15 protein-coding genes and 3 pseudogenes are annotated in these 23393 nt (G+C 61.1%); 15 read left to right on the top strand and 3 right to left on the bottom strand.

What is annotated here, in order from left to right:
- Positions 1–55 precede the first annotated feature (55 nt).
- A complete protein-coding gene (locus ISP18_RS10085) occupies positions 56–1345 on the top strand; it encodes an NAD(P)/FAD-dependent oxidoreductase (protein WP_380010323.1) in 1290 nt (429 codons plus the stop codon).
- Entirely contained in the window at positions 1342–1695 is a 354-nt protein-coding gene (locus tag ISP18_RS10090; RefSeq protein WP_380010326.1) for a tRNA-binding protein, read from the top strand. The genes ISP18_RS10085 and ISP18_RS10090 overlap by 4 nt, the downstream gene beginning before the upstream one ends.
- A gap of 93 nt (positions 1696–1788) precedes the next feature.
- Here the strand turns inward: ISP18_RS10090 and ISP18_RS10095 are convergent, their stop codons facing one another.
- Complete coding sequence (locus ISP18_RS10095) at positions 1789–2721, bottom strand: MBL fold metallo-hydrolase (protein ID WP_380010329.1); 933 nt, start codon at positions 2719–2721, stop codon at positions 1789–1791.
- Positions 2722–2891: 170 nt separating this feature from the next.
- Between ISP18_RS10095 and ISP18_RS10100 the strand changes: the two genes are divergently transcribed.
- The 8 genes from ISP18_RS10100 (at position 2892) to ISP18_RS10135 (ending at position 7979) form a co-directional block, all read left to right on the top strand.
- Positions 2892–3251 (top strand): hypothetical protein, encoded by a 360-nt coding sequence (locus ISP18_RS10100; RefSeq protein ID WP_380010332.1) that lies wholly within the window; start codon positions 2892–2894, stop codon positions 3249–3251.
- Positions 3252–3302: 51 nt separating this feature from the next.
- On the top strand, positions 3303–3686 hold the full coding sequence (locus tag ISP18_RS10105; RefSeq protein ID WP_380010335.1) for a hypothetical protein: 384 nt from the start codon (positions 3303–3305) through the stop codon (positions 3684–3686).
- Positions 3687–3772: 86 nt separating this feature from the next.
- Positions 3773–5500 carry a copper resistance system multicopper oxidase gene (locus ISP18_RS10110; RefSeq protein ID WP_380010338.1) on the top strand — a complete coding sequence of 576 codons (1728 nt, stop codon included), beginning with the start codon at positions 3773–3775 and terminating at the stop codon, positions 5498–5500.
- Positions 5497–6258, top strand: a complete 762-nt coding sequence (locus tag ISP18_RS10115; protein ID WP_380010341.1) for a copper resistance protein B — start codon at positions 5497–5499, stop codon at positions 6256–6258. The genes ISP18_RS10110 and ISP18_RS10115 overlap by 4 nt, the downstream gene beginning before the upstream one ends.
- Positions 6259–6267: 9 nt before the next feature.
- Positions 6268–6834 (top strand): c-type cytochrome, encoded by a 567-nt coding sequence (locus tag ISP18_RS10120; RefSeq protein ID WP_380010344.1) that lies wholly within the window; start codon positions 6268–6270, stop codon positions 6832–6834.
- Positions 6835–6955: 121 nt separating this feature from the next.
- A complete protein-coding gene (locus ISP18_RS10125) occupies positions 6956–7225 on the top strand; it encodes a hypothetical protein (protein WP_380010347.1) in 270 nt (89 codons plus the stop codon).
- Positions 7226–7254: 29 nt separating this feature from the next.
- A complete protein-coding gene (locus tag ISP18_RS10130) occupies positions 7255–7419 on the top strand; it encodes a hypothetical protein (RefSeq protein ID WP_380011032.1) in 165 nt (54 codons plus the stop codon).
- 191 nt (positions 7420–7610) lie between these two features.
- Positions 7611–7979, top strand: coding sequence for an HU family DNA-binding protein (locus ISP18_RS10135; RefSeq protein WP_380010350.1), 369 nt, complete (start codon positions 7611–7613; stop codon positions 7977–7979).
- Between the two features lie 101 nt (positions 7980–8080).
- Here ISP18_RS10135 and ISP18_RS10140 read toward each other — a convergent pair whose 3' ends face one another.
- Entirely contained in the window at positions 8081–8749 is a 669-nt protein-coding gene (locus ISP18_RS10140) for a class I SAM-dependent methyltransferase (RefSeq protein ID WP_380010353.1), read from the bottom strand.
- Positions 8750–9011: 262 nt separating this feature from the next.
- Here ISP18_RS10140 and aqpZ point away from each other — a divergent pair, with 262 nt between their 5' ends.
- The 4 genes and pseudogenes from aqpZ to ISP18_RS10160 all read left to right on the top strand — a co-directional run.
- On the top strand, positions 9012–9725 hold the full coding sequence (aqpZ, locus tag ISP18_RS10145) for an aquaporin Z (protein ID WP_380010356.1): 714 nt from the start codon (positions 9012–9014) through the stop codon (positions 9723–9725).
- A gap of 208 nt (positions 9726–9933) precedes the next feature.
- Positions 9934–10926 (top strand): DedA family protein/thiosulfate sulfurtransferase GlpE, encoded by a 993-nt coding sequence (locus ISP18_RS10150; protein WP_380010359.1) that lies wholly within the window; start codon positions 9934–9936, stop codon positions 10924–10926.
- Between the two features lie 191 nt (positions 10927–11117).
- Entirely contained in the window at positions 11118–13202 is a 2085-nt protein-coding gene (locus tag ISP18_RS10155; protein WP_380010362.1) for a S46 family peptidase, read from the top strand.
- An 828-nt stretch (positions 13203–14030) separates the two neighbouring features.
- Positions 14031–19679, top strand: a pseudogene (locus tag ISP18_RS10160) (YDG domain-containing protein); the annotation flags it as partial.
- Here the strand turns inward: ISP18_RS10160 and ISP18_RS10165 are convergent.
- Positions 19668–19763, bottom strand: a pseudogene (locus ISP18_RS10165) (hypothetical protein); the annotation flags it as partial. The pseudogenes ISP18_RS10160 and ISP18_RS10165 sit on opposite strands and share 12 nt — an antisense overlap.
- Here ISP18_RS10165 and ISP18_RS10170 point away from each other — a divergent pair.
- Positions 19728–23318: pseudogene (locus tag ISP18_RS10170) on the top strand (beta strand repeat-containing protein); the annotation flags it as partial. The pseudogenes ISP18_RS10165 and ISP18_RS10170 sit on opposite strands and share 36 nt — an antisense overlap.
- Between the last annotated feature and the right edge of the window lie 75 nt (positions 23319–23393).

The raw sequence follows: 23393 nt of genomic DNA on the forward strand, positions 1-23393 counted from the left end.
ATCCGCGCTATGCTCGATCGTGCACCGCCCCCGGATCTTCCGCATATAACAAGGCATGAAGCAGCCTCCGGTTCCCTCCTACTACCGCGCCACCGCTACGCCCTACGAGCCCTACGCACCGCTGCAGGGGCGCCAGGAAGCGCGTGTGGCGATCATCGGCGGGGGCTTCGCCGGGTTGAACACCGCGCTTGGGCTTGCCGAGCGCGGCGTGCGCGATGTCGTGGTGCTGGAGCGTGAGCAAGTCGGCTTCGGCGCATCCGGCCGCAACGGTGGGTTCGTATTCGGCGGGTATTCGTTGGGCGAGGAAGCGCTGCAGCATCAGTTGGGCGCAGAACAGTCGAAGCGCATCTTCGATCTCACCACCGCCGCGGTGCAGCGCATTCGCGAGCGTGTTACGCGCTATGGCATTTCCTGCGACATGGTCGATCAGGGCGTGATCTGGGCCAACTGGTTTCGCGACCCGAACGTGCTGCGCAAGCGGCAGCGTTTGCTCGCCGAACGTTACGGCGTGCATTGGGATTGGTTGCCGCAGGAAGAACTGCGCGAACGGGTGCGCAGCGAGCGCTATTACGACGGTCTTTACGAACGCAACGCCTTGCACCTGCATCCGTTGAACTATGCCATCGGGCTTGCGGCGGCCGCGGCGAAGCAGGGCGTGCGTGTGCATGAGAACAGCGACGTCTGGCGGCTTCGTCGTGAGGACGGTTATTGGCGCATCAGTACACCGCAAGGCGAACTACAGGCCGAGCACGTAGTGCTGGCCTGCGGCGGTTACCTTGCCGGCTTGCGCAAACAGATCGATCGCGCGGTGCTGCCGATCGCCACCTACGTGATGGTGACCGAACCGCTGGGCGATCAGCTCGACGAATGTTTGCAAACACGCGCCGCCGTCTACGACACACGGTTCGCCTTCGATTATTACCGGCCGTTGGCCGATCGTCGGCTCCTGTGGGGCGGGAGGATTTCGATCAGAAACCGTTCCGCCTCCGCCGTGCGGCGCGTGTTGATGCGCGACATGCTGCGTGTTTTTCCTGCGCTCAAAGATGTTCGCGTCGACTACGCCTGGTCCGGTCTGATGAGCTACGCACGACACCAGATGCCGCAAATCGGTACGGACGGCGAAGGATTGTGGTGGGCACAGGCATTCGGCGGCCATGGTCTGGCACCTACTTGCGCTGCCGGTGAACTGTTGGCGTCAGCCATTGCCGAGGGCGATGATGGCTGGAAGCAATTTGCCGACTATGGGCTCGGTCATGCGTACAAGCCGTTCGGCTTGCTGGCGGCGCAAGCGACCTACTGGTGGCAGGAATTCAACGATTGGTTCAAGACGAGTCTGGAAGGATGAACGTGCAGGCGGTGGACGCGGAAGACATCGGCTGGGCGGATTTCGAAAAGGTGCTGATCGTGGCGGGTACGATCACCCGCGTGGAAGCCTTTCCGGAAGCCCGCAAACCGGCGTGGAAGGTATGGGCGGATTTCGGCCCCTACGGCGAACGCAAAACCAGCGCGCAGATCGCCGCGCTGTATACGCCCGAATCGCTGCTTGGTCGGCAGATCGTGGGCGTGATCAATTTCCCCGAAAAACAGATCGGGCCGTTTCGTTCGCAGTTCCTGCTCACCGGCTTCCACACCGAGCAGGGCGTGGTGATCACCGCCATCGAACGCCCGGTGCCGAACGGTACGAGGTTGGCCTGACGTGAGCAGCCTGGCGAGGAACCTATGTAGGTTGGCGGTGAGCGCATGCGAACCCCAACGTCGCCATGCAACCTGGGCGGACGTGTCGCATGGTCATGCTTTTCTTCCACGATCCAGCCAAACTCCAAGCCCCTGTGCATTGAGTTCGATATCCGTGCCCAGCCAATGCATCAGTTCATCGCGGTTACCGTGCCATCCGTGTTCGGCGGTGCGCGTCGCATAAAGCCCAGTTAACGCGAGCACCAGTTGAGCATGCCGACCGGGCGAATCTTCTGCTTCAAGCGCAATGGCAACCATCGCATCAATCATCTCATGCAGCTTGCCGGCCAGGCGTTCCACGTTTTCGACGCGCCCGAAATGCGTGAGATACATCGCTTCCGGCTTGAGCGCCAACAGCCGCTCGATCGACGCATGCAACGCCTCGGGATCGAATTGCACGGGCGTGGTTGTGGGCAGAATGAAGAGGCCCTGCGCGGTATCGAACTCGCGATAGGAAAGGCCGAAGGTATCGCCGGTAAAACAAACGTTGGCCTGCTCGTCGTAGACGGCCAGATGATGCCTGGCATGGCCCGGCGTATCGAGGCAGCGCAAGCGGCGGCCACGAAGATCGACGATATGTCCATCCGGCGCTTCCACCACGCGTTCGGCCGATACCGGGCGAAGACGGCCGTAAGCCTTTTCCATCACGTCTTCGCCGTACACCGCCATGGCGCCAGCCCATAGTTGCGAGGGGTCGATCATGTGCCGCGCGCCGCGCGGATGCACCACCAGCCTTGCGTTCGGCAGATGCGCCATGAGTTCGCCCGCACCGCCTGCGTGGTCCAGATGCACGTGCGTAAGGATCAGCCAGTCCACTTGCGACGCATCCATTCCTGCATCGCCAAGGGCCTCCAGCAACCGCGGAACGGAATGGTTGGTACCGCAGTCGATAAAGGCGCCACCGCCATCGTGGACGATCAGGTAGGCCGCATCGAAGCGTGGACGCACGAAGCCGGTATCGATGACATGGATGCCGTGGAGGGTCATTGCATTGTCCGCTTTCAGAGAGGCCAAGGTCGGGGATCTGGGTGTTATACACGTTCAACGCGAAGCCCTGAAACCCGCTCCGTCCTGTCAGCACGGGGATTTCAGCTCATCTGAACATTGGCGCTCGGATAATATGCAGGCCGGTCCGTAACTGTCACGAGGAAACAACCATGCATGTGAACTCGATTGTTCGTTCTTTTCTCTTGCCGGGCATGCTGCTTCTGGCCTTTGCAGGAACGGCTTCTGCGCAACAAGATGAGACACCGCCCGGCTCCATGCCGAGCGCTGGGCAGAATGCTGGCGTGCATATGACACACACCACCAAAACCAACGACATGGTCAATATGCACGGCGCGCATACCATGCCGGCAACGGTCACCAACGCCGATCCCAAGACCGGCATCGTGGATGTAATGACCGAGGGCATGGCGTTGCGGGTGCATTTTCCGCCGGCGTCGATGGTGAATCTGAAAACTGGCGACAAGATCGGCCTGTACATGGGCTACAGCCAGGCCGACGTTGTGAAATAACCGCCGCCCGGCGGTTGAACCCGGTAACGATGCAGGGCTAAGCTTAGCGGCATGCGCCCACCGTTTTCCCTCCGTCGTCTTGCCGCTTCGCGCCTGCTGCGCGTCATGGCGCTGCTGGGATGGTTGCTGATGACGGTATCCCTGCCGGTTGCGGGCGCCATGGCGAGCGGCACGTCGCACAATCAAGCCGCAATGGCATCCATGACGATGGACCACATCCACGCCAACGCGATGGCCGGCCATCATGCCGATGATTGTTGCGGCGGCGTAGCGCATCCCGCTTGCCATTGCGAAGCCATGTGCGGCAGTGTGCTGCTTCCCTCCGTGCCTATCTTGTTCGGGCCGGCACGACTTGCCGAGGCTCACGTATCGCTGCGCGGCATCGATGCACCGACGCCTGATCTGATTCCTCCATTGCGACCTCCCGCAGCCTGAAGCGCCGACTGATGTAGCCGTCTGGACGTCCGTACGCCTGTTGCGCGCGGATGACCGGACAGTTTCGCTTCGCATGGAGTTCTCGCATGAATACGTATTACCCGCCGCCCGCGGTCGATCTGTCGCGGCGGCGATTCGTCCACGGCCTTGCCCTGGGCGGCACCGCTGCTGCATTGGGCCTGCTACGGCCTGCGCATGCCGCCGATCCTTTCACCAACTCGATGCTCACCGGTACGGATTTCGCGCTGGACATCAGCCAGATGCCGGTCAACTTCACCGGCACGTCCGGTGTCGCCACCGTCGTGAACGGTAGCCTCCCAGGGCCTATCCTGCGTTGGAAGGAAGGCAGCCTCGTTCGCCTGCGCGTCACCAACCGGCTACACGTACCTACGTCCATCCATTGGCACGGCATCGTGCTTCCGTTCGACATGGACGGTGTCCCCGGCATCAGTTTCGGCGGCATTGCTCCCGGCGAAACCTTCGTCTATCAGTTTCGTGTCAGGCAGTCCGGCACTTACTGGTATCACGCACATTCGGGTTATCAGGAACAGACGGGGCTGCTCGGCGCGTTGATCATCGAGCCGCAAGGCCAACCGCGCTTCGCCGCCGATCGCGATTACGCCGTGGTGCTCAACGACTGGACCGACGACAACGCGGCCAGCATCTTCGCGCGCCTGAAGAAAAGCAGCAGCTACTACAACCTCAACCAGCCGACGGTGGCCGATTTCATCCACGATGCGCATCGCACAGGGCTGCGTGAAGCCTTCGCGCAGCGGCGAATGTGGAACGCCATGCGCATGAACCCCACCGATCTCAGCGACGTTACGGCCCGCACGTATACGTATCTGATGAATGGCCACACGCCGGCTGCGAACTGGACGGGCCTGTTCCGACCAGGCGAAAAAGTGCGTCTGCGTATCATCAACGGCTCGGCCATGACCCTCTTCGATGTGCGCATTCCTGGACTGAAGATGCGCGTGGTGAGCGCCGACGGGCAGGATGTGGAACCGATATTGGTCGACGAATTTCGCATCGCGCCTGCCGAGACCTACGACGTCATCGTCGAGCCGGAGGACGAACGCGCCTACACGTTCTTCGCTCAATCGATCGACCGCAGCGGTTACGCACGCGGCACGTTGGCGCCGCGCTACGGCATGGCGGCCGATGTGCCGGTATTGGACCCGCGCCCGTGGTTGAGCATGCAGGACATGATGGGCGATATGTCCTCGCATCAGCACAGCGGTATGCACGGCATGGATCACATGCAGGACATGCCGGGCATGACGATGGAAGATCACGTGCCTCCCACCCGATTGAAAACGGAACCCGGTGTGGACATGCGTGTTACGAATCCCCGCACCAGCCTGGACGATCCTGGTGTGGGCCTACGCAACAATGGTCGGCGCGTACTGACCTATGCCGACCTGCATACGATTGGTGGCGCCATCGACCAACGCGGACCGCAACGGGATATCACGCTGCGCCTCACCGGTAACATGGAACGCTACATGTGGTCGTTCGATGGCGTGAAGTTCTCGGATGCCAAGCCCATCCGCTTCAACAGCGGCGAGCGGCTGCGCATCGTGCTCGTCAACGACACCATGATGCATCACCCGATCCACCTGCATGGCATGTGGAGCGAAGTGGAAAACGCGGACGGCGATTTCCAGGTACGCAAGCATACCGTCAACGTGCAGCCGGCGCAGCAGATCAGCTATGCGGTTACCGCCGACAATCCCGGTCGCTGGGCGTACCACTGCCACATGATGTTCCACATGGAGGCGGGCATGTTCCGCGAGGTGGTGGTGGCATGAACAGGCATGCGCATCGACGGGCGTGGCTGACGTGCCTTGCGTTGGCGACATCCTGCGCAAGCGCGGCGCAGGACATGTCCGGCATGGCACCCATGTCCTCGTCCATGCAGAACATGGATATGAACGACCGCGCCTCTTACGGCATGTTGCTGGTCGATCAACTCGAGTACGCCAACGGCTACGACGGCAATGGTCCGAGATGGGACGCCGAGGCCTGGTACGGCAACGACAGCGACAAGCTGTGGCTGCGCAGCGAAGGGGAGGGCAGCCGCGGACGTATCGACGATGGTGATATCGAAGCGTTGTGGAACCGTGCCGTGTCGGCGTTCTGGAATACGCAACTCGGTGTTCGACACGATCTAGGCATTGGTCCGAAACGCAACTGGGCAGCCTTTGGCGTTGAAGGCTTGGCACCTTATTGGTTCGAGCTGGAAGCGACGGGTTACGTTAGCAATTCAGGGCGGCTCGCTGCGCGCGGCCGCGCGGAATACACGCTGCGTTTCACCCAGCGCCTGATCTTGCAGCCAGAGTTCGAAATCAACCTGTACAGCAAGGATGACGCGCCGCAGCGCATCGGTTCCGGTGTATCGGACGCGCAACTCGGTCTTCGTCTTCGCTATGAGATCACGCGGCAATTTGCACCTTATATGGGCGTGGTATGGTCCCGCCGCTTCGGCACAACGGCCGAGTTCGCTCGCCAGGATCGTGAGCCCATTTTCGACCGGCAATTCGTCGCCGGTATCCGTTTCTGGTTCTGAGGGTATGCCATGACTAAATGCATTGCTTATTGTGTTTCCGCTCTCGTGGTGCTCGCCGTATTGGGATATGCCTGCGCCTGGTCGGGCTCGTACAACATCGGTGCGGACGTTCCGCACTGGCCGCTTACGTACCGCTTCCTGAGCATGGTGAGAGACCGCTCGATCGAGCATCACGCCGAGTCGATCCACGTTCCCAACCTGGATGATCCATCGCTGATCCTGAAAGGCGCCGGCCAGTACGCCGCCATGTGCACCGGCTGTCATCTTGCGCCGGGCATGCATGATTCGGAACTTCGCACCGGCCTCTATCCTAAGCCGCCGATGTTTGCCGAGGAGCGCATCGATCCGCGCGAGGCGTTCTGGGTAATCAAGCACGGCATCAAGCTGACCGCCATGCCGGCCTGGGGCGCGACGCACGACGACGACACCATCTGGAGCATCGTCGCCTTCGTGCGCAAGCTGCCCGGCATGACGCCGGCGCAGTACAAGGACATCGTGGCTAAGGCGCCGCCTGATGAGGATATGGATATGGGCAACGACAAGGGTGACATGCACGACAGCATGAAAGCGCATTGAGGTTGATCGCTTTGCTTTTTTTGCTCGTCATTCCGGCGAAGGCCGGACGTAGCGCGAAGCGCGGAGAACGTTCGAAGGACGGCCCCGTAGGGGTGAGCAAAGCGAATCATCCAGTCAAATAATGCAGTGCGAAGCGCACTCAACTTTATTCGCTGCGGCCGGCGTGGTCGGTGCGTATCTCAGATCGAGCCTGGGCAAGCTGATCGATGGCCGGCATCTGCTGGTGCTGTTCGCGCTGCTGATGTTGACCATCGCCGTGTTGGTGCTGCGCGGCAAACGCTTGCAAGAAGGTGCGGCTTACCCGCATCGCAACATGTTTCCCCGGCTCGGTGCGGCGGGATTGGGCGCTGGCGCACTGGCCGGTTTTTCGGCATCGGTGGTGGTTTTCTGATCGTGCCGGGCCTGATATTCGCCAGCAGGATGGCGTTGATCGAGGCGATCGGCACGTCGCTATTCTGCGTAGGAGCGTTCGGGGTTACGGTTGCGCTGAACTATGCGGCGTCCGGATGGGTAACGTGGCCGATCGCGTGGAGTGCGCAAAAATTGTCCAGCGTGTGCGGCGCGCTGAGCGTGCTTTTGCGGTAGTCCTAGCGGCAGTGGCTGTTTTCATGCTGGCAAAAAGCTTGCTTACCTAGGGTTTTTACACCCGCGGGACCGGTCGGGCGCATCTTTTTGGGCTTTTTTTGCATTTGCTAGTTGGCGAAACGCGAAAATTCCCCTACATTTCGCTCGCCGAAAGGCGTATTTCAACAATCCAAATAACGATGGGGTAGTCCATGGCAAAGAAGGCAGCAAAAGGCAAGACGGCTTCCAAGGCCGCCGCAGCTCCGAAGCCGATCAAGGATGCACTGAGCAAGTCCGGTCTGGTTGCGCATTTGGCGGAAACCACGGGTCTTGCGTCCAAGGAAGTGCGTGGCGTTCTGTCCGCGCTGGAAGGTGTTGTGCACGCTTCGATCCATAAGAAGGGCGCCGGCACGTTCACTCTGCCTGGCCTGCTGAAGGTCACCGCTGTCAGTGTGCCGGCCAAGCCGAAGCGCAAGGGCATCAACCCCTTCACGAAGGAAGAGCAGTGGTTCGCCGCTAAGCCCGCCACCGTGAAGGTCAAGATCCGTCCGCTCAAGAAGCTCAAGGACGCGGCGCTCTGATCCTCGCTTGAAGGCCGCTGCGCAAGCAGCAGCACTGTAAACCGTACGGGATGCGTCACCGCAAGGCGGCGCATCCCGTTTTATGTCCGGCTTGCGAAACGCTAGCGTCGCGCGACGAATATCACGGAAGCCGGTCGCCCGGTCTGCGGATGCAACGGTTCGCGCAGTTCGCACAATTGCCATCCGCTGGTGGCGAACAGGCCGATCCAGCTTGCCAATGTGCGGAAGTACCACGGCGCGGGTGCGGGAAACGCGGCGCCGAATCCCGTCCAGGCTTCCATCCTCCAGCCATCCACGTAAGCATGCTCGCCGCAAGCGATAAGCGGATGCACGGTCTGCACGATCAGCCGTCCATCTGCTTCCAGTAGCGAGGGTAGTGCAGCGAGCAGGCGTTCGACGGATGCCTCGCCAAGTAGGGAAAAGTTGCAGACCACGGCCTCGACGCGCTGCGAAAATCGCCCCGCGATCAGGTCGTCGTAGGCGGCCACCTGGAAGCTTCCACCCCCTTCGCGCGCATGCTCGATCAAGGCCGGCACGGCATCTACGCCAATCGCCTGAATGCCATGCGCTGCCAGCGCGCGCACTAGCCAGCCTTCGCCGCAGCCGACGTCGAGCACCGAGCGTGGCCGGTTATCGAGCACGGCATCCACAATCGCTTGGTCGGTGATCAGTCGCCGGCTTTCGATCAGCTCCTCACGCACGGCGCGTGTCCATGCATCCGCGTTGCGATGCCAGCTGTGCAGGATGTCCGTTTCGTCGCGACCTGGCATATCAGTCCTGCTTGTGGGAAAGGAAGGTCATCGCTTATCGGTATGTAACGGTGCCACAAGGCGGATATCGCCGGATGCCGGGTAGCGCCGGGAAATCTAATCTGCTTCAAAGCGAACGACCACTATCGTCAGTCCGGCAAGCGTGGTATTACGCGCTTAGTCAACGTGCGCACGGGATGTGCGCATGTGACCCAAGGGGACGTAAGGCGTCGCAAGAAAGACGTAGCGGGTTCGCTCATCATTTCATTGTCTGGAGACGATTATGTTCAAACGACTCTTCGCGGAGTTCTTCGGCACGTTTTGGCTGGTGCTCGGTGGTTGCGGCAGTGCGGTGCTGGCCGCGGCTTTTCCGAACCTGGGGATCGGCTTCGCCGGCGTGGCGCTGGCCTTCGGCCTTACCGTGGTCACCATGGCCTATGCCTGCGCGGGCATTTCTGGGGCGCATTTCAATCCGGCGGTGACGGTGGGCCTGTTCTTCGGCGGGCGCTTCAGCGGTAAGGACGTGGTTCCCTACATCGTCGCGCAGGTGATCGGCGCGATCGTCGCAGCCGCCGTGTTGTATGTGATCGCCAGCGGCAAACCGGGTTTCGACGCCACCGCCAGCGGCTTCGCTTCCAACGGCTACGGCGATCACTCGCCGGGCGGCTATTCGCTGCATGCCTGCATCGTGAGCGAGTTCGTGCTCACCGCCATGTTCCTGATCGTGATCCATGGCGCCACGGATCGCCGTGCACCGGCCGGCTTCGGCCCGCTGGCCATTGGTTTGGCGCTCACCTTGATCCACCTGATCAGCATCCCGGTCACCAACACCTCGGTAAACCCAGCGCGCAGCACCGGCGTGGCGGTGTTCCAGGGCACCTGGGCGCTGCAACAACTGTGGATGTTCTGGTTGGTGCCGCTGATCGGCGGTGCGGTTGGCGGGCTGATCTTCCGCTTCCTGCTGAGTGAGGATGCGGCCAAGCCAAGCCGAGCCTGACGAGTCTGGGATGCAAATCCCAGCAACAAGGAAACGCGGAAGCGGCTAGCCTCAAGTCTTCCTGCAAGTGTTTAACCTGGCCTCCCCCTGCTTGCAGGGGGAGGCGCTGTTGAGCAAGCGCGCTTTTGGCCGCAAAACCCCCGCTACTCATCTTGCAATCAAAGCCAATTGCCCCAACGATGCAGGCGTCCCGATCGAGGTTTGTTCCGTGACGCATGCGATCGTCGCGCTGATTGCCGAATACGGCTTGCTGCTGATCTTCATCAACGTTTTGGTGGAGCAGGCGGGGCTACCATTGCCGGCTGTGCCGACCCTGGTGGTGGCGGGTGCGTTGGCCTCCATCGGCAAGTTGCCGCTGGGCGCGGTGGTGCTGGTGGCGCTGGTCGCTTGCCTGATCAGCGATTTCGTCTGGTACTGGGCGGGCCGCCGCTACGGTGCGTCGGTGATGCGCACGCTGTGCCGCATTTCGCTGTCACCCGATTCCTGCGTGAAGCAATCCGAGCTGCGCTTCCAGCGCTGGCGTGGGCAGATCCTACTGATCGCCAAATTCGTGCCCGGCCTTTCCACCATCGCGCCGCCGCTGATGGGCGCGATGAAGCTGCGGCCGCACATATTCGTGCTGCTCGACGCGCTGGGTTCGTTGATCTGGATCGGCGTGGTGGTGGGGCTCGGCTACGCCTTTTCGCAGCAGATCGATCACGTGCTGTTCGTGCTGGCCAGCGCCGGTACCATCACTGTGGAATGCGTGGTCGCGCTATTTTTGGCGTACATGCTGGTGAAATGGTGGCAGCGCAAACGGCTGCTGCTATCCCTACGGCTTGCCCGCATCACGGTCGACGAACTGTACCGGTTGATGGAAGACGGCAAGGCGCCGGTAGTGGTCGACGTACGCTCGCAGGCCTCGCGCCTGGTCGACGATCGCATCATTCCCGGCTCGGTGATGGTGAACCTGAGCGGCATCAACCAACAGCTCGACCACGTGCCGATCGACCAGGAAGTAGTTATCTACTGCAGCTGCCCGAACGAAGTTTCCGCGGCGAAAGCGGCAAAGGGGCTGATGGTGCAAGGCTATCGTAAGGTGCGCCCGCTGCTCGGTGGCCTCGACGCGTGGGCGGATGCCGGATATGCCATCGAGCATGTGACTCCGGCGCAGCCGGTGGTGCTGGATGATGTGGCGATGATGTCAGGGCACGCGCGATAAGTTCCTTCTCCCTCCAGGGAGAGAACTAGCGTGAGGGGAAAATTTTGCAAAGGTGCTGCGATGGTGCGGTGCACCCATGCATTGCTTTTGCCTTGATCGCACAGCCATGCCATGCGTCATATTGTTACGTTGTAACGTCCCGCCCATACTCACCTCATTCGGAGCGCTGCGCTCCTCGGGGAGAGATGGCTATGAAGCGAATGTTCGGTGTTGCTTTGACCGGTCTGCTCGTTGCTGGCGCAGGATCCGCCGTGGCGGACGAGGGCATGTGGACGCTGGATCATCTGCCGACGAAGCAGATGCAGTTGCGTTATGGTTTTACCCCTAGCCAGCAGTGGACGGATCTGGTGCAGCATGCGGCGCTGCGTCTTGCCGAAGGTTGTTCCGGTTCCTTCGTGTCGGCCAACGGTCTGGTGATGACCAATCACCACTGCGCCAATAGCTGTCTTTCGCAGCTCTCCAAGGGCCACGAGGACTACATGTCCAACGGCTATATCGCGCTCAAGCAGGAAGACGAGCCGAAGTGCCCCGATGTGGAACTCAATCAGCTCGAATCCATCACCGACGTCACCACACAGGTGAATGCCGCCACCACCGGCAAGAGTGGCGCCGAGCGCGTGAAAGCCGAGCGCGCTATCGATAGCAAGCTGGAGCAGTCCTGCGTCAACGGTGATGCCAAGACTTGGCGCTGCGATGTGATCACGCTTTACAACGGCGGCCGCTACGCGCTGTACAAGTACCGCCGCTATCAGGATGTGCGTTTGGTGTTTGCACCGGAGCAGAGCATCGCGTTCTTCGGCGGTGATCCGGACAACTTCAATTTCCCGCGTTATGACCTGGACGTGGCGTTCTTCCGCGCTTACGTCGACAACAAGCCGGCGAATACGCCGCAGTTCTTCAAGTTCTCAGCGCAAGGCCCCAAGGCGGGCGACCTGACCTTCGTCATCGGCAATCCTGGGTCCACCCAGCGCGGTATTCCGTGGACGCAATTGGCAGCCATGCGTGACTACCGCCTGGTACCGTTCTACGGTTTTCTGTCGGAACTGCGCGGCTTGCTATGGCAATACGGCCACGCTGGCGCCGAGCAGACGAAAGAAGCGCAGGATTTGCGCTTCGGCCTGGAGAACACCATCAAGGTGTTCAACGGCTGGCTGCAGACGCTGGCCGATGAAAACTTCGTCGAGCAAAAGAAGAAACAGGATGCCTCCCTGCGCGAATGGATGGCCGCCACGCCGGAACGGCGCACCAAATACGGCGACCCGTGGGCGGACCTTGAACATGCACAACAGCGCAGCAAGGATCTGAGGGCGCGCTACGACATGCTGGAAGGTGGCGCAGGCTTCGCGGGTCGCTTCGCGCAACTGTTCGACTACGCGCGCACGCTGGTGCGTGTCGCGGCTGAACGCGGCAAGCCCGATGGCGAACGACTGCCGCAGTTCCGCGAAGCCAACCTCCCGGCCGTGCAGCAGACGGTGGAATCTGACGTGCCCGTCTATCCGCGGTACGAGCAGACCATGTTGTCGTGGGGGCTGGAGAAATTCCGGCAGACATTGGGCGCGGACGATCCCACCGTGCACGAAGTGCTCGGCAAGCAGTCGCCCGATGACCTCGCGCAGCATCTGGTGAGTGGCACCAAGCTGGCCGATCCGGCCGTGCGCAAGCAACTGTGGGACGGTGGCGAGAAGGCGATCGAAGCGTCGAACGATCCGATGATCGCGCTGGCGCGGCAGATCGATCCGGAGTCACGCAAGATCCGCAAGGCATATGAGGACGAAGTCACTGCGCCCACCGACAAGGCCGATGAAACCATCGCCAAGGCGCGTTTCGATCACGAGGGTATGTCCAGCTATCCGGACGCCACCTTTACGCTACGCCTTTCGTACGGCAAGGTCGTTGGCTGGAACGAAAACGGTGCGCCTGTGCCGCCGTTCACGCACTTCGATGGCCTCTACAAGCGCGCCACCGGCGCCGATCCGTTCAAGTTGCCCGATAGCTGGGTGAGGGCGCAGAGCGCGCTCGATCTGTCCACGCCGATGAACTTTGTCACCGACAACGACATCATCGGCGGCAATTCCGGCAGTGCCGTGATCGATCGCGAAGGCCATGCAGTGGGCCTGATCTTCGACGGTAATATCCATTCGCTCGGTGGCGATTTCGTTTACGACGGAAGCAACAACCGCGCCGTGGCCGTCGACACCGCTGCGCTGGTAGAGGCGGTGCGCAAGGTCTACAACCTGCCGCGGCTGGCGGACGAGCTCACGCAAGGGCATCTGTAAATCGAAGCACGTTTGTTTGCTGTTGCGTGGTCTGCTCCCCCTCTACGCCTGTAGCAGGGGGAGTCGCCGCTAGAAGTGCGCATTCTTGTTTTCACGGCGTGAACGAATTGCCGCACTTTCTTCATCGTCCCTTTCGATTTCCCCGATTTAGAATGCGATCCGTCGTTAAGTAAACGCGACAATGCAATGACGTTATTGGATTTTTCGCGAGCTATGTTGGGGGCATAGCCAAGAGCCATGCGCGTTGCCGGTCTCCATGGGCGCCGCGCGTGCATTGCGAGGGGATGGCTGTGGCGGCACGTGAGGGACTTCGCGCGCACAGGGTGAACGCCAGCGGCAGCGCTGGCGGGCAGCCTTTCGTACACATGCCCATCCGCCTCACTGCTCTCTCCGCTACGTTTGATTCACGCATGCTCTTCTCTGGCGATCGTCACACATCGCCCATTTCCTGCTCACCCGCAACTCCTTGTCCATCGGACCGCAGCAGCGCGTGCCGGTTGAAGGTACGCATGCTCCGGCGTCGTCCACGCTTGGGTGCTTTGAGCCATGAATCCTATCGATCATCTATGCCGGCAGTGTGCCGGTAGGCAGAAGCTTGTTGCGTCTGATGGGGCGGATTTCCACCCGCTGCACGTGTGGGAGGGGATAGGGCAGCGCAAGCGGGCGCTCGGAAGGTGCGTGCTGATGCTGTCGGTGCTGGCAGCGTCGCTGTCTGCAGCAGGCGTGGTTTACGCGGGCGGCCCTAGCGGCGGCCAGATCGTCGGCGGCAGCGGACAGATCCAGCAAACCGGTGCCGTCACCACGATTCGCCAGAGCAGCCCTACGCTGATGCTGAATTGGCAAAGCTTCAACATCGCGCCTAACGAAACCGTGGATTTCGTGCAGCCGAGCAGCAGCGCGATTGCGGTGAACCGCATCTTCAGCAGCACACCCAGCAGTATCTACGGTCACATGGATGCCAATGGACAGGTGTGGCTGATCAATCCGAACGGCGTGCTGTTCGGTTCGACTGCGCAGGTAAACGTGGGCGGCCTAATCGCCAGCACGCTCGATCTGGACGACAGCAGCTTGGCGTCGGACCAGCGGCGCTTCAGCGGTCGCGGCAACGGCAGCGTGATCAACGAAGGTGCGATCCATATCACGAACGGCGGATATGCGGCGTTGCTCGGCCATCAAGTATCCAATCGCGGCGTGATCAGTGCACAATTCGGCAGCATTGCACTCGGCGGCGGTAGCGCCGTCACGCTCACCTTCAAAGACAGCCAACTGCTGCATGTGCGAGTAGACCAGAGCACCTTGAACGATCTGGTCGAGAATCGCCAGTTGCTCGTCGCCGATGGCGGTCAAGTGATCATGACCGCGGGTGCGAAAAATGCCTTGCTCGCCAGCGCAGTGAACAACACCGGCCTGATCCAGGCGCAGACGGTGCAAAATCACAACGGCACGATCACGTTGCTCGGTGGCATGACAGCCGGCACGGTGAACGTTGGTGGCACGCTGGATGCCAGTGCGCCGAATGGCGGTCACGGAGGCTCGATCGAAACCTCGGCAGCGAATTTCAATCTATCCGGCGATGCGCACATTACCGCTGCTGCGCCGCGCGGGCAGGCGGGAACATGGCTGGTCGATCCTACCGATCTCACCATCGATGCTGCGTCTGCGGCAACCATTTCCACCACGCTCAACGGCGGCACTAATGTCACCGAACAGACCACGGCGACCGGCGCGTCCGGCGTGGGCGTGCAGTCGGCAGGTGCGGGCGACATCAACGTCAACGCGGCCGTTAGTTGGACCAACAGCGCGGCGAGTCTGTCGCTGCAGGCGTACCACGCCATCAACGTCAATGCACGGGTCAGCGGCGCCGGTGGTGTCACCATGAATGCCAGCGGCGGCAATCTCACGATTGCATCGGGCGCCGCTGTCGTGGGCGGCACGGGCGTGACATTGGCTACGGCGGGAAACTTCATTAACAACGCAGGCGCCAGCGCGGTCTCCACCGGAACCGCCGCGTCGTGGCTGATCTATTCCACCAATCCTACGCTGGATACGGCAGTTGGATTGACGCCCAATTTCATCCAGTACAACGCGCCTTATGCGACCGCGCCGGTCGGCACCGGTAATGGCTTTCTCTACCGCTTGGCGCCCACGCTCACCATCACGGGTTTGACGGGCACAGTTAGCAAAATTTATGACGGTGGCACTGTCGCAACGATCGCCGGTGCCAACCTCACCACGACAGGATTGGTCAACGGCAATGTGATTTCGAGAGCGACAGGCGCTTATGGATCGGCGAATGCTGGCACGGGCATTTCCGTCACCGGGCCGAACGCGATCTCCGCTATCACGATCACCAATGCAGCGGGAACCATCCCCGTCTACGGCTACACGTTTTCCGGTGCTGCCGCGAGCGCCAACGTGGGCACGATCACGCCCGCGCCGCTGACAGGTACCATCATCGGCAACCCCACCAAGGTCTACAACGGCACGACCAGCGCATCGGTGTTATCGGCCAATTACAGCCTCAGCGGATTCGTCGCGGGGCAGGGCGCTACGGTAAGTCAGCACACACCAACAGCGTACGCGAGCGCCACGGCGGGTGCGGAAACCATCACGGCCACGTTCTCATCTACCAATTTCACTGCCAATGCCGGCACTAACCTGAGCAACTACATCCTGCCGGCTACGGCCACGGGCGCCGGCACCATCACGCCGGCACCGCTGCTGATTACCGGTGTGCTGGCTACCAACAAGGTCTACAACGGCAACACTGCCGACGCGCTCAATGCCAGCGGAGCCAGTTTGTATGGGCTCATTTCCGGCGACGCAGGTTCGGTCACGTTGAACAGTGCAACGGCCAGCGGAACCTTCAGCCAATCGAACGTGGGCAATGGTCTTGCGGTCGTCGCAAGCGGGTTCACGCTCACCGGCAGCAAAGCCATCAATTACGTGCTGACACAACCGCAAGGGCTCACGGCCAACATCACGCCGCTGGCGTTGAACATCACCGGTCTACTGGCTAACAACAAAGTCTATAACGCGACCAATGCGGCAACTTTGAATCTGGATGGTGCCACGTTGAGCGGTGTTATCGCCGGCGACAACGTCACCTTGTCGAGTTCCGGTGTGGCGGCGAACTTCGGGCAGTCCAACGTAGGCAACAATCTGCCCGTGACAGCCAGCGGGTTCACACTCGGTGGCACAGCGGCCGGCAATTACACCATCAACCAGCCTTCGGGGCTCATTGCCAACATCACGCCCGCGCCGCTCACGGTGACGTTCTCTGGGCATCCCACCAAGACATACGACGGCACAACGGCGGCGACGCTCGATAATACGGGTTTCAGCGTCAGCGGTTTCGTCGCTGGCCAAAGCGCGGTGATCTCGCAGACCAGTACGTCCAACTACGCAACGCCGAACGCGGGCACAAGCATTGCCGTCAGCGCCACGTTGGAGGCTTCAGATTTCACGCCGGCCTCGGGCACCTTGCTTTCCAACTACAGCTTTCCCACCACCGTCACCGGCAGCGGCACCATCAACCCCATCGTGCTGATCGGCGGCATCGTCAACAATCCTACTAAGGTGTATGACGCCACCACTGCGGCATCGCTCACCAGCGCCAATTATTCGCTGAGCGGCTTGTTGCCGGGGCAGAGCATCACGGTGAATCAGCCAACCGGCACCTATGGTTCGCCCAATGCAGGCGTCGAGCCGGTCAGTGCGAGTCTTACGGCATCCAACTATTCGGCCGGTTCCGGCACCTTGCTGACCAACTATGTGCTGCCGGCTTTCATGAGCGGCTACGGCACCATCACGCCTGCGCCGGTGTCGGTGAGTTTCCAGGCGGCTATCACCGGCACGCCGACCAAGGTGTACGACGGCAATAACGTCGCGACGATTCTCGCCACGGATTTCACTTTGTCCGGTTTCAAGGGCAGCGACAGCGCCTCCGTCAACCAGACCATCACCGGGCAATACGCCACGGTAAACGTCGGCTCGCAACCGGTGTCGGCGAGCTTGATCCAATCGGATTTCACGCCGGGGCCGGGCACCAATCTCAACAATTACGTTTTTCCGATCTCCGCATTCGGCACCGGCACGATCACGCCTGCACCGCTTATTGCCGCGATCATCGGCAATCCCACCAAGGTCTATAACGGCACAACCACCGCTTCGATCACATCCGCGAATATCCAGCTCACCGGTTTCGTCACCGGCGAAGGCGCCACGGTGACGCCAACCGACACGGTGAATTACGCCAGCGCCAATGCGGGTGCGGAAAGCATCACGGCCAATCTGCTGTCCAGCAATTTCACTGCCAATGCGGGCACGCTGCTGAGCAATTACAGCTTGCCCACGACGGCGACAGGCCCGGGCACGATCACGCCGGCATCGCTGTACATCCTCAACGTCATCGCGAACAACAAGGTGTACAACGCCACCACCGCTGCCACGCTTAACGTGAGCAACGCGGCGCTTTCCGGCCTTGTTTCAACCGATGCGGGCAAGGTCAGTCTCACCTCGGCCACCACCGGCACGTTCTCGCAATCCAACGTTGGTAACAACCTTACGGTCACACCGAGCGCTTTCAGTATCAGTGGTTCGCAGGCCGCCAATTACACGCTAGTGCAGCCCACCGGCCTGACGGCGAACATCACGCCCGCAACGCTGACTGTTGCCGGCGTGATCGCCAACAACAAAGTTTACGATGCCACCACCACCGATTCGCTCAACACCGTCAGCGCCACGTTGAGCGGCCTGTATGGCGGCGACACCGTTGCCTTGTCTTCGTCGGGTGCAACCGGACAGTTCGGCAGCGCCAACGTAGGCAACAATCTGGCGGTAACGGCCAGCGGTTTCACGATCAGCGGCACATCCGCTTCCAATTACACGCTGGCGCAACCGACCGGCTTGACGGCCAGCATCACGCCTGCACCGTTGGTGGCCACCATCACAGGTTCGCCGACCAAGGTCTACGACGGCACTACATCCGCCTCGCTCACCACGTCGGATTTCACGTTGACCGGTTTCGTGTCAGGGCAGGGCGGCACCATCTTCCAGACGGCGTCGTCCACTTACGGGCAGGCCAACGCCGGTACCGGCTTGTCGGTGTCGGCGGCTCTGGAGTCGTCCGATTTCCGGGCCAACGCTGGCACCAATCTGTCCAATTACATTCTGCCAAGTACGGCGGCCGGCAATAACGGTGTGATTAATCCAGTGGTGCTCAATCTCACTAGTACGCGCGTCTACGACGCCACGACGAATGCGGTTGCGTCGCTGTTCGGCAACAACGGCGTGCTGACCGGCATCAACGGCCAAACGCTGACGCTCAGCGGCACGGGCACCTTGTCCACCAAGAACGTCGGCGTGCAGCAGCCGTTTGCCAGCGGCGGCCTCAGCGGCTTCACGCTTGCTGGCAACGGTTCGGCATTGGCCAGCAATTACACGCTGGTGGGCGGTACGGATTGGGTGACGATCACGCCGGCCACGCTCACCGTCAGCGGCACGGTCGCGGCCACCAAAATCTATGATGCCACTACAGCCGCGACGCTCAGTGGTTCCACGCTGGTGGGATTGCTAGGTAGCGACGCCGTTGCGCTCGGCAACGCCAGCACCGGCACCTTCAACAACAAGAACGCCGGCAGCAACAAACCCGTGAGCACCAGCATGACCATCAGTGGCACGGATGCCAGCAATTACATCCTGGTGCAGCCGACGAACGTCACCGGCACCATCACGCCGCTGACCATTTCGGTCTCGGCCACCGGCCAGAACAAGCAATACGACGCTACGACAACGGCGAACGTAAACCTCTCCAGCACGGGCGTGCTGGCCGGTGACAAGGTGTCGTTCGCCAAGAGCTCGGCCAACTTCACGCAAAGTGATGTCGGCACGGGCCTCACCATCAATGTGGCTGGTATCACTGCAGGCGGCGTGGACGGCGGCAATTACATACTGAGCAACACGACAGCTACCACCAGCGCCAACATCACACCGCGCATCCTCAACCTCACCAGCACGCGCATCTACGATGCCACCACCAACGCGAGCGCTTCGTTGTTCGGCACCAACGGCGTGCTGACCGGCGTGGCGGGGCAGACGCTGCAATTGAGCGGCACGGGCACGCTGTCTACCAAGAACGTCGGCTCGCAACGGCCATTCGCCAGCGGTGGTCTTGGCGGCTTCACGCTTGCGGGGATCAGCGGTTCCAACCCCAACAACTACACGCTGATCGGCGGCACCGACTGGGTGACCATCACGCCATATCAGCTCACCATCAGCGGCGCACAGGCGCAGAACAAGGTCTATGACGGCACCACCGCCGCCGTGGTCACCGGCGCTGTGCTTTCCTCGCCGCTAGCGGGCGATACCGTCACGCTCAGCAACAGCGGCACCGGTACGTTTGCCAGCAAGAACGTCGGCAACGGCGTCGCCGTCACCACCAACATGAGCTTGTCCGGCACCGACGCCAGCAATTACTCCATCACCCAGCCCGTCGGCTTGTCGGCGAACATCACGCCGTTGGCGATCACCGTCACGGCCACGGGCAGCAACAAGATCTATGACACGACCACCACGGCCAACGTCAATCTGACCGGTAACGGTGTGCTTGCTGGCGACAGCATTACGTTCACCGATAGTGCAGCCAACTTTGTGAGCCCGAATGTCGCCAGCGGCATCCAGATCAATGTCAACGGCATCAGTGCCAGCGGCACGGCCGCAGGTAATTACACCTTCAACACCACCGCCACCACCAGCGCCAACATCACACCGGTGGTTCTCAACCTCACCGGCACGCGCGTTTACGATTCCACCACCAATGCGCCGCTTACCTTGTTCGGCAACAACGGTGTGCTGAACGGTATAGCCGGCCAAACGCTGACCCTCGGCGGAACCGGCGCCAGTGCGCTATCGACCAAGAACGTCGGCTCGCAGCAACCCTTCGCGGCGGGCGCGATCAACAACTTCACCTTGGCCGGCAATAACGGCGCGCTGGCCAGCAACTACACGCTGATCGGCGGCACGGATTGGGTGACGATCACGCCGTTTACCTTGACCGTCGACGGCACGGTGGCGGCCAACAAGGTCTACGACGGCAACACGGTGGCCAGCCTGAGCGGTTCCACGCTGGTCGGCGTGTTCTCCGGCGATGCCGTGTCCCTTGGCAACAACACATCCGGTACGTTTGCCGGCAAAAACGTGGGCAATAACATCCCCGTCGCCACCAATATGACCATCAGCGGCACGGATGCCAGCAACTACATCATCCAGCAGCCGTCGAGTGTCGCGGCGAATATCACGCCGCTGGCGATCACGGTGACGGCCACCGGCAACAACAAGGTCTACGATGGCACCACCACCGCCATCGTGGGCTTGAACAGCAGTGGTGTACTGCCGGGCGATACGGTGAACTTCAGCGATACGTCGGCGAATTTCAACACAGCCAATGCGGGCAATGGCATCGGCATTGGCGTGAACGGCATCGCCGCCAGCGGCACGGACGCCGGCAACTACAGCTTCAACACCACCGCGACCACCAGCGCCAATATCACGCCGGCCATCATCAATCTGTCCGGCACGCAGATCTACAACGGTACGACCGCCGTCAACGCCAACGCGTTCGGAAGCAACGGCGTGATTGCGGGCGTCAATGGGCAAACGTTGATGCTGACCGGTGCCGGCACCGCGCCCAGCAAGAACGTCGGCACGTACCAGCCGTTTACGCTAGGCACGCTCGCCTTGAACGACAACAACGGTTCGCTCGCAAGCAACTACACGCTGGTGGGTGGTACGGATTCGATCACCATTGCGCCGCTGGTCGTCACGGTGAGTGCGACAGGCCAGAATAAGGTGTACGACGGTACCACCGGAGCTACCGTGGCATTGAGCGCCACAGGTACGGTGCCAACCGACGATATCCATTTCAGTTACGGCGGCGCGGCGTTCAATACACCCAACGCCGGTAGCGGCGTACCGATTTCGGTCACCGGTATTTCCGCGACCGGGCTCGATCTGCCGAATTATCTGTTCAACACCACAACCACCACCAGCGCCAACATCACGCCGTATGTCTTGAACTTGACGGGAACACGTCCGTACAACGGCAGCCCCGGCGCCGATGCCAGCCTGTTCGGCAGTAATGGCGTGGTGAACGGCATCAACGGCGACACGTTGACCTTGAGCGGATCGGGCGTCGTCTCGAGCAAGAATGTCGGCAGCTACACTGGCACGGCGCAATTCAACCAGAACGATCTGGCACTCACCGGCAACGGCTCGGCGCTAGGCAGCAATTACACCTTGGTGGGTGGTACCGATACGCTGACGATAACGCCGCTCGCCATCACCGTCAGCGCCTTCGGCGACGACAAGACGTACGACGGCAGCACGGCGGCCACCGTCAACCTGATCGGCGCAGGTTTGATCGGCGGCGATATCGTGAGCTTCGCCGATACCTCTGCCAGCTTCAGCTCGCCCAATGCCGGCAGCCATGTGCCGGTCAACGTCACCGGCATCACAGCGGTGGGGCCTGATGCCGCCAATTACACGTTCAATACGTCGACTAGCACCGTGGCTACCATCAATCCGGCCGTGCTCAATCTCACCGGTACACGCGTCTACGATACGACCACCACCGCCGATGCCAGCTTGTTCGGCAACAATGGTGTGCTCACAGGCGTGAATGGACAGACGTTGACGCTTACCGGCAGCGGTACCTTGTCCACCAAGGACGTGGGCATGCAGCAATCGTTTGCTTCGGGCGGCTTGAATGGATTCACGCTGACGGGTAACAGCGGCGCGCTCGCCAGCAACTACACGTTCGTGGGCGGCGACCAATGGGTAACCATTACGCCAGCCACGCTGTATGTCACGGGTACCACCGCGCACGATCGTACTTACGATGGCACGACCCAAGCCACGCTAACCGGCTCACAGCTCACCGGCGTGCTGGGCAGTGACAGCGTGTTGCTGACCAACGACACACTCGGCACGTTCGACAGCAAGAACGTGGGCAATAACAAGCTGATCGGCACGGATATGGCGATAGGCGGCACGGACGCCGGCAATTACATTCTCGTGCAGCCGACCGGTTTGACGGCCAGCATCACGCCGCTGGCGATTACCGTGGACGCCACTGGCACGAACAAAGTCTACGACGGCAATACGCTAGACAAGGTCGGTCTGAGCAGTGCGGGGGTGATTGCCGGCGACCAGCTCACCTTCTCCAACACGTCGGCGAACTTTACCGACAAGAACGTCGGCAACGATAAAGGCGTTACCGTGAGCGGCATTACGTATGGCGGTGCCGATGCCGGCAACTATGTGTTGCTCAACAACACCGCAACCACCACGGCGAACATCACGCCCTTGACGATCACGATCGGCGCCAACGGTACGAATAAGGTGTTCGACGGCAATGCACTTGATACGGTATCGCTGAATGCTTTGGGCGTGCTGCCTGGCGATCAATTGAACTTCAGCAGCACATCCGCGCTGTTCAACGATCCGAATGCGTGCAACGGTAAGCCCGTTACGATCACCGGTATCACGGGCAGTGGCGCGGATATCGGCAACTACATCTTCAACACGACCACCACCACCACGGCCACTATCACGCCGTTGCCCATCACTGTGATCGCAGAAGGTGTCAACCGGCCGTACAACGGCACGGCTTCGGATGGGGTATTGCTGAGCAGTACCGGGGGGCTTTCAGGCTTTCCGGTGAGCTTCTTGGACAGCTCCGCGCTATTCAGCAGTGCCAATGTCGGCGACCACAAACTGGTAACGGTCTCCGGCATCGCCACCACCGGGCCCGATGCGGGCGATTATCTGGTGACCGATCCGATCACGACCACTTACGCGGACATCACCGATGCCGGCGTGTTCGGTTCGCTGGTGCAGGGCAGTTGGCTTGCCCAGATCGACAGCGCGATTCAATCCTCACCGATCGCCACACCTTATGGCGTGGCGGACATGGGCGCGGTCGGCGTGTTCACCGGCAACCAAAAGAAGCGCCACCGTCCCATCGAGCGCAACGTCAATCGTACGGACTTCCATTCAGGTCTTCCCATCACGGTCCTTCACGGAGGCGTGCGGTTACCGGCGGATGCCTCGCCATGAGAAGCAGAAAAAGCGGATGACTGAGTGATCTGCCCCTCCCTCCAACCAGGAGAGGGGCAGCGCGTATGGCAGTTT

It is taken from the genome of Dyella humi (assembly GCF_044904605.1).
In the GTDB taxonomy this organism is placed as follows: Bacteria; Pseudomonadota; Gammaproteobacteria; order Xanthomonadales; family Rhodanobacteraceae; genus Dyella_B; species Dyella_B humi.

Bases quoted from the DNA above. Each gene is read 5' to 3' on its own strand.
- ISP18_RS10085 (WP_380010323.1), top strand. From the start codon at position 56: ATGAAGCAGCCTCCGGTTCCCTCCTACTACCGCGCCACCGCTACGCCC.
- ISP18_RS10090 (WP_380010326.1), top strand. From the start codon at position 1,342: ATGAACGTGCAGGCGGTGGACGCGGAAGACATCGGCTGGGCGGATTTC.
- ISP18_RS10095 (WP_380010329.1), bottom strand. From the start codon at position 2,721: ATGACCCTCCACGGCATCCATGTCATCGATACCGGCTTCGTGCGTCCA.
- ISP18_RS10100 (WP_380010332.1), top strand. From the start codon at position 2,892: ATGCATGTGAACTCGATTGTTCGTTCTTTTCTCTTGCCGGGCATGCTG.
- ISP18_RS10105 (WP_380010335.1), top strand. From the start codon at position 3,303: ATGCGCCCACCGTTTTCCCTCCGTCGTCTTGCCGCTTCGCGCCTGCTG.
- ISP18_RS10110 (WP_380010338.1), top strand. From the start codon at position 3,773: ATGAATACGTATTACCCGCCGCCCGCGGTCGATCTGTCGCGGCGGCGA.
- ISP18_RS10115 (WP_380010341.1), top strand. From the start codon at position 5,497: ATGAACAGGCATGCGCATCGACGGGCGTGGCTGACGTGCCTTGCGTTG.
- ISP18_RS10120 (WP_380010344.1), top strand. From the start codon at position 6,268: ATGACTAAATGCATTGCTTATTGTGTTTCCGCTCTCGTGGTGCTCGCC.
- ISP18_RS10125 (WP_380010347.1), top strand. From the start codon at position 6,956: ATGCAGTGCGAAGCGCACTCAACTTTATTCGCTGCGGCCGGCGTGGTC.
- ISP18_RS10130 (WP_380011032.1), top strand. From the start codon at position 7,255: ATGGCGTTGATCGAGGCGATCGGCACGTCGCTATTCTGCGTAGGAGCG.
- ISP18_RS10135 (WP_380010350.1), top strand. From the start codon at position 7,611: ATGGCAAAGAAGGCAGCAAAAGGCAAGACGGCTTCCAAGGCCGCCGCA.
- ISP18_RS10140 (WP_380010353.1), bottom strand. From the start codon at position 8,749: ATGCCAGGTCGCGACGAAACGGACATCCTGCACAGCTGGCATCGCAAC.
- aqpZ (WP_380010356.1), top strand. From the start codon at position 9,012: ATGTTCAAACGACTCTTCGCGGAGTTCTTCGGCACGTTTTGGCTGGTG.
- ISP18_RS10155 (WP_380010362.1), top strand. From the start codon at position 11,118: ATGAAGCGAATGTTCGGTGTTGCTTTGACCGGTCTGCTCGTTGCTGGC.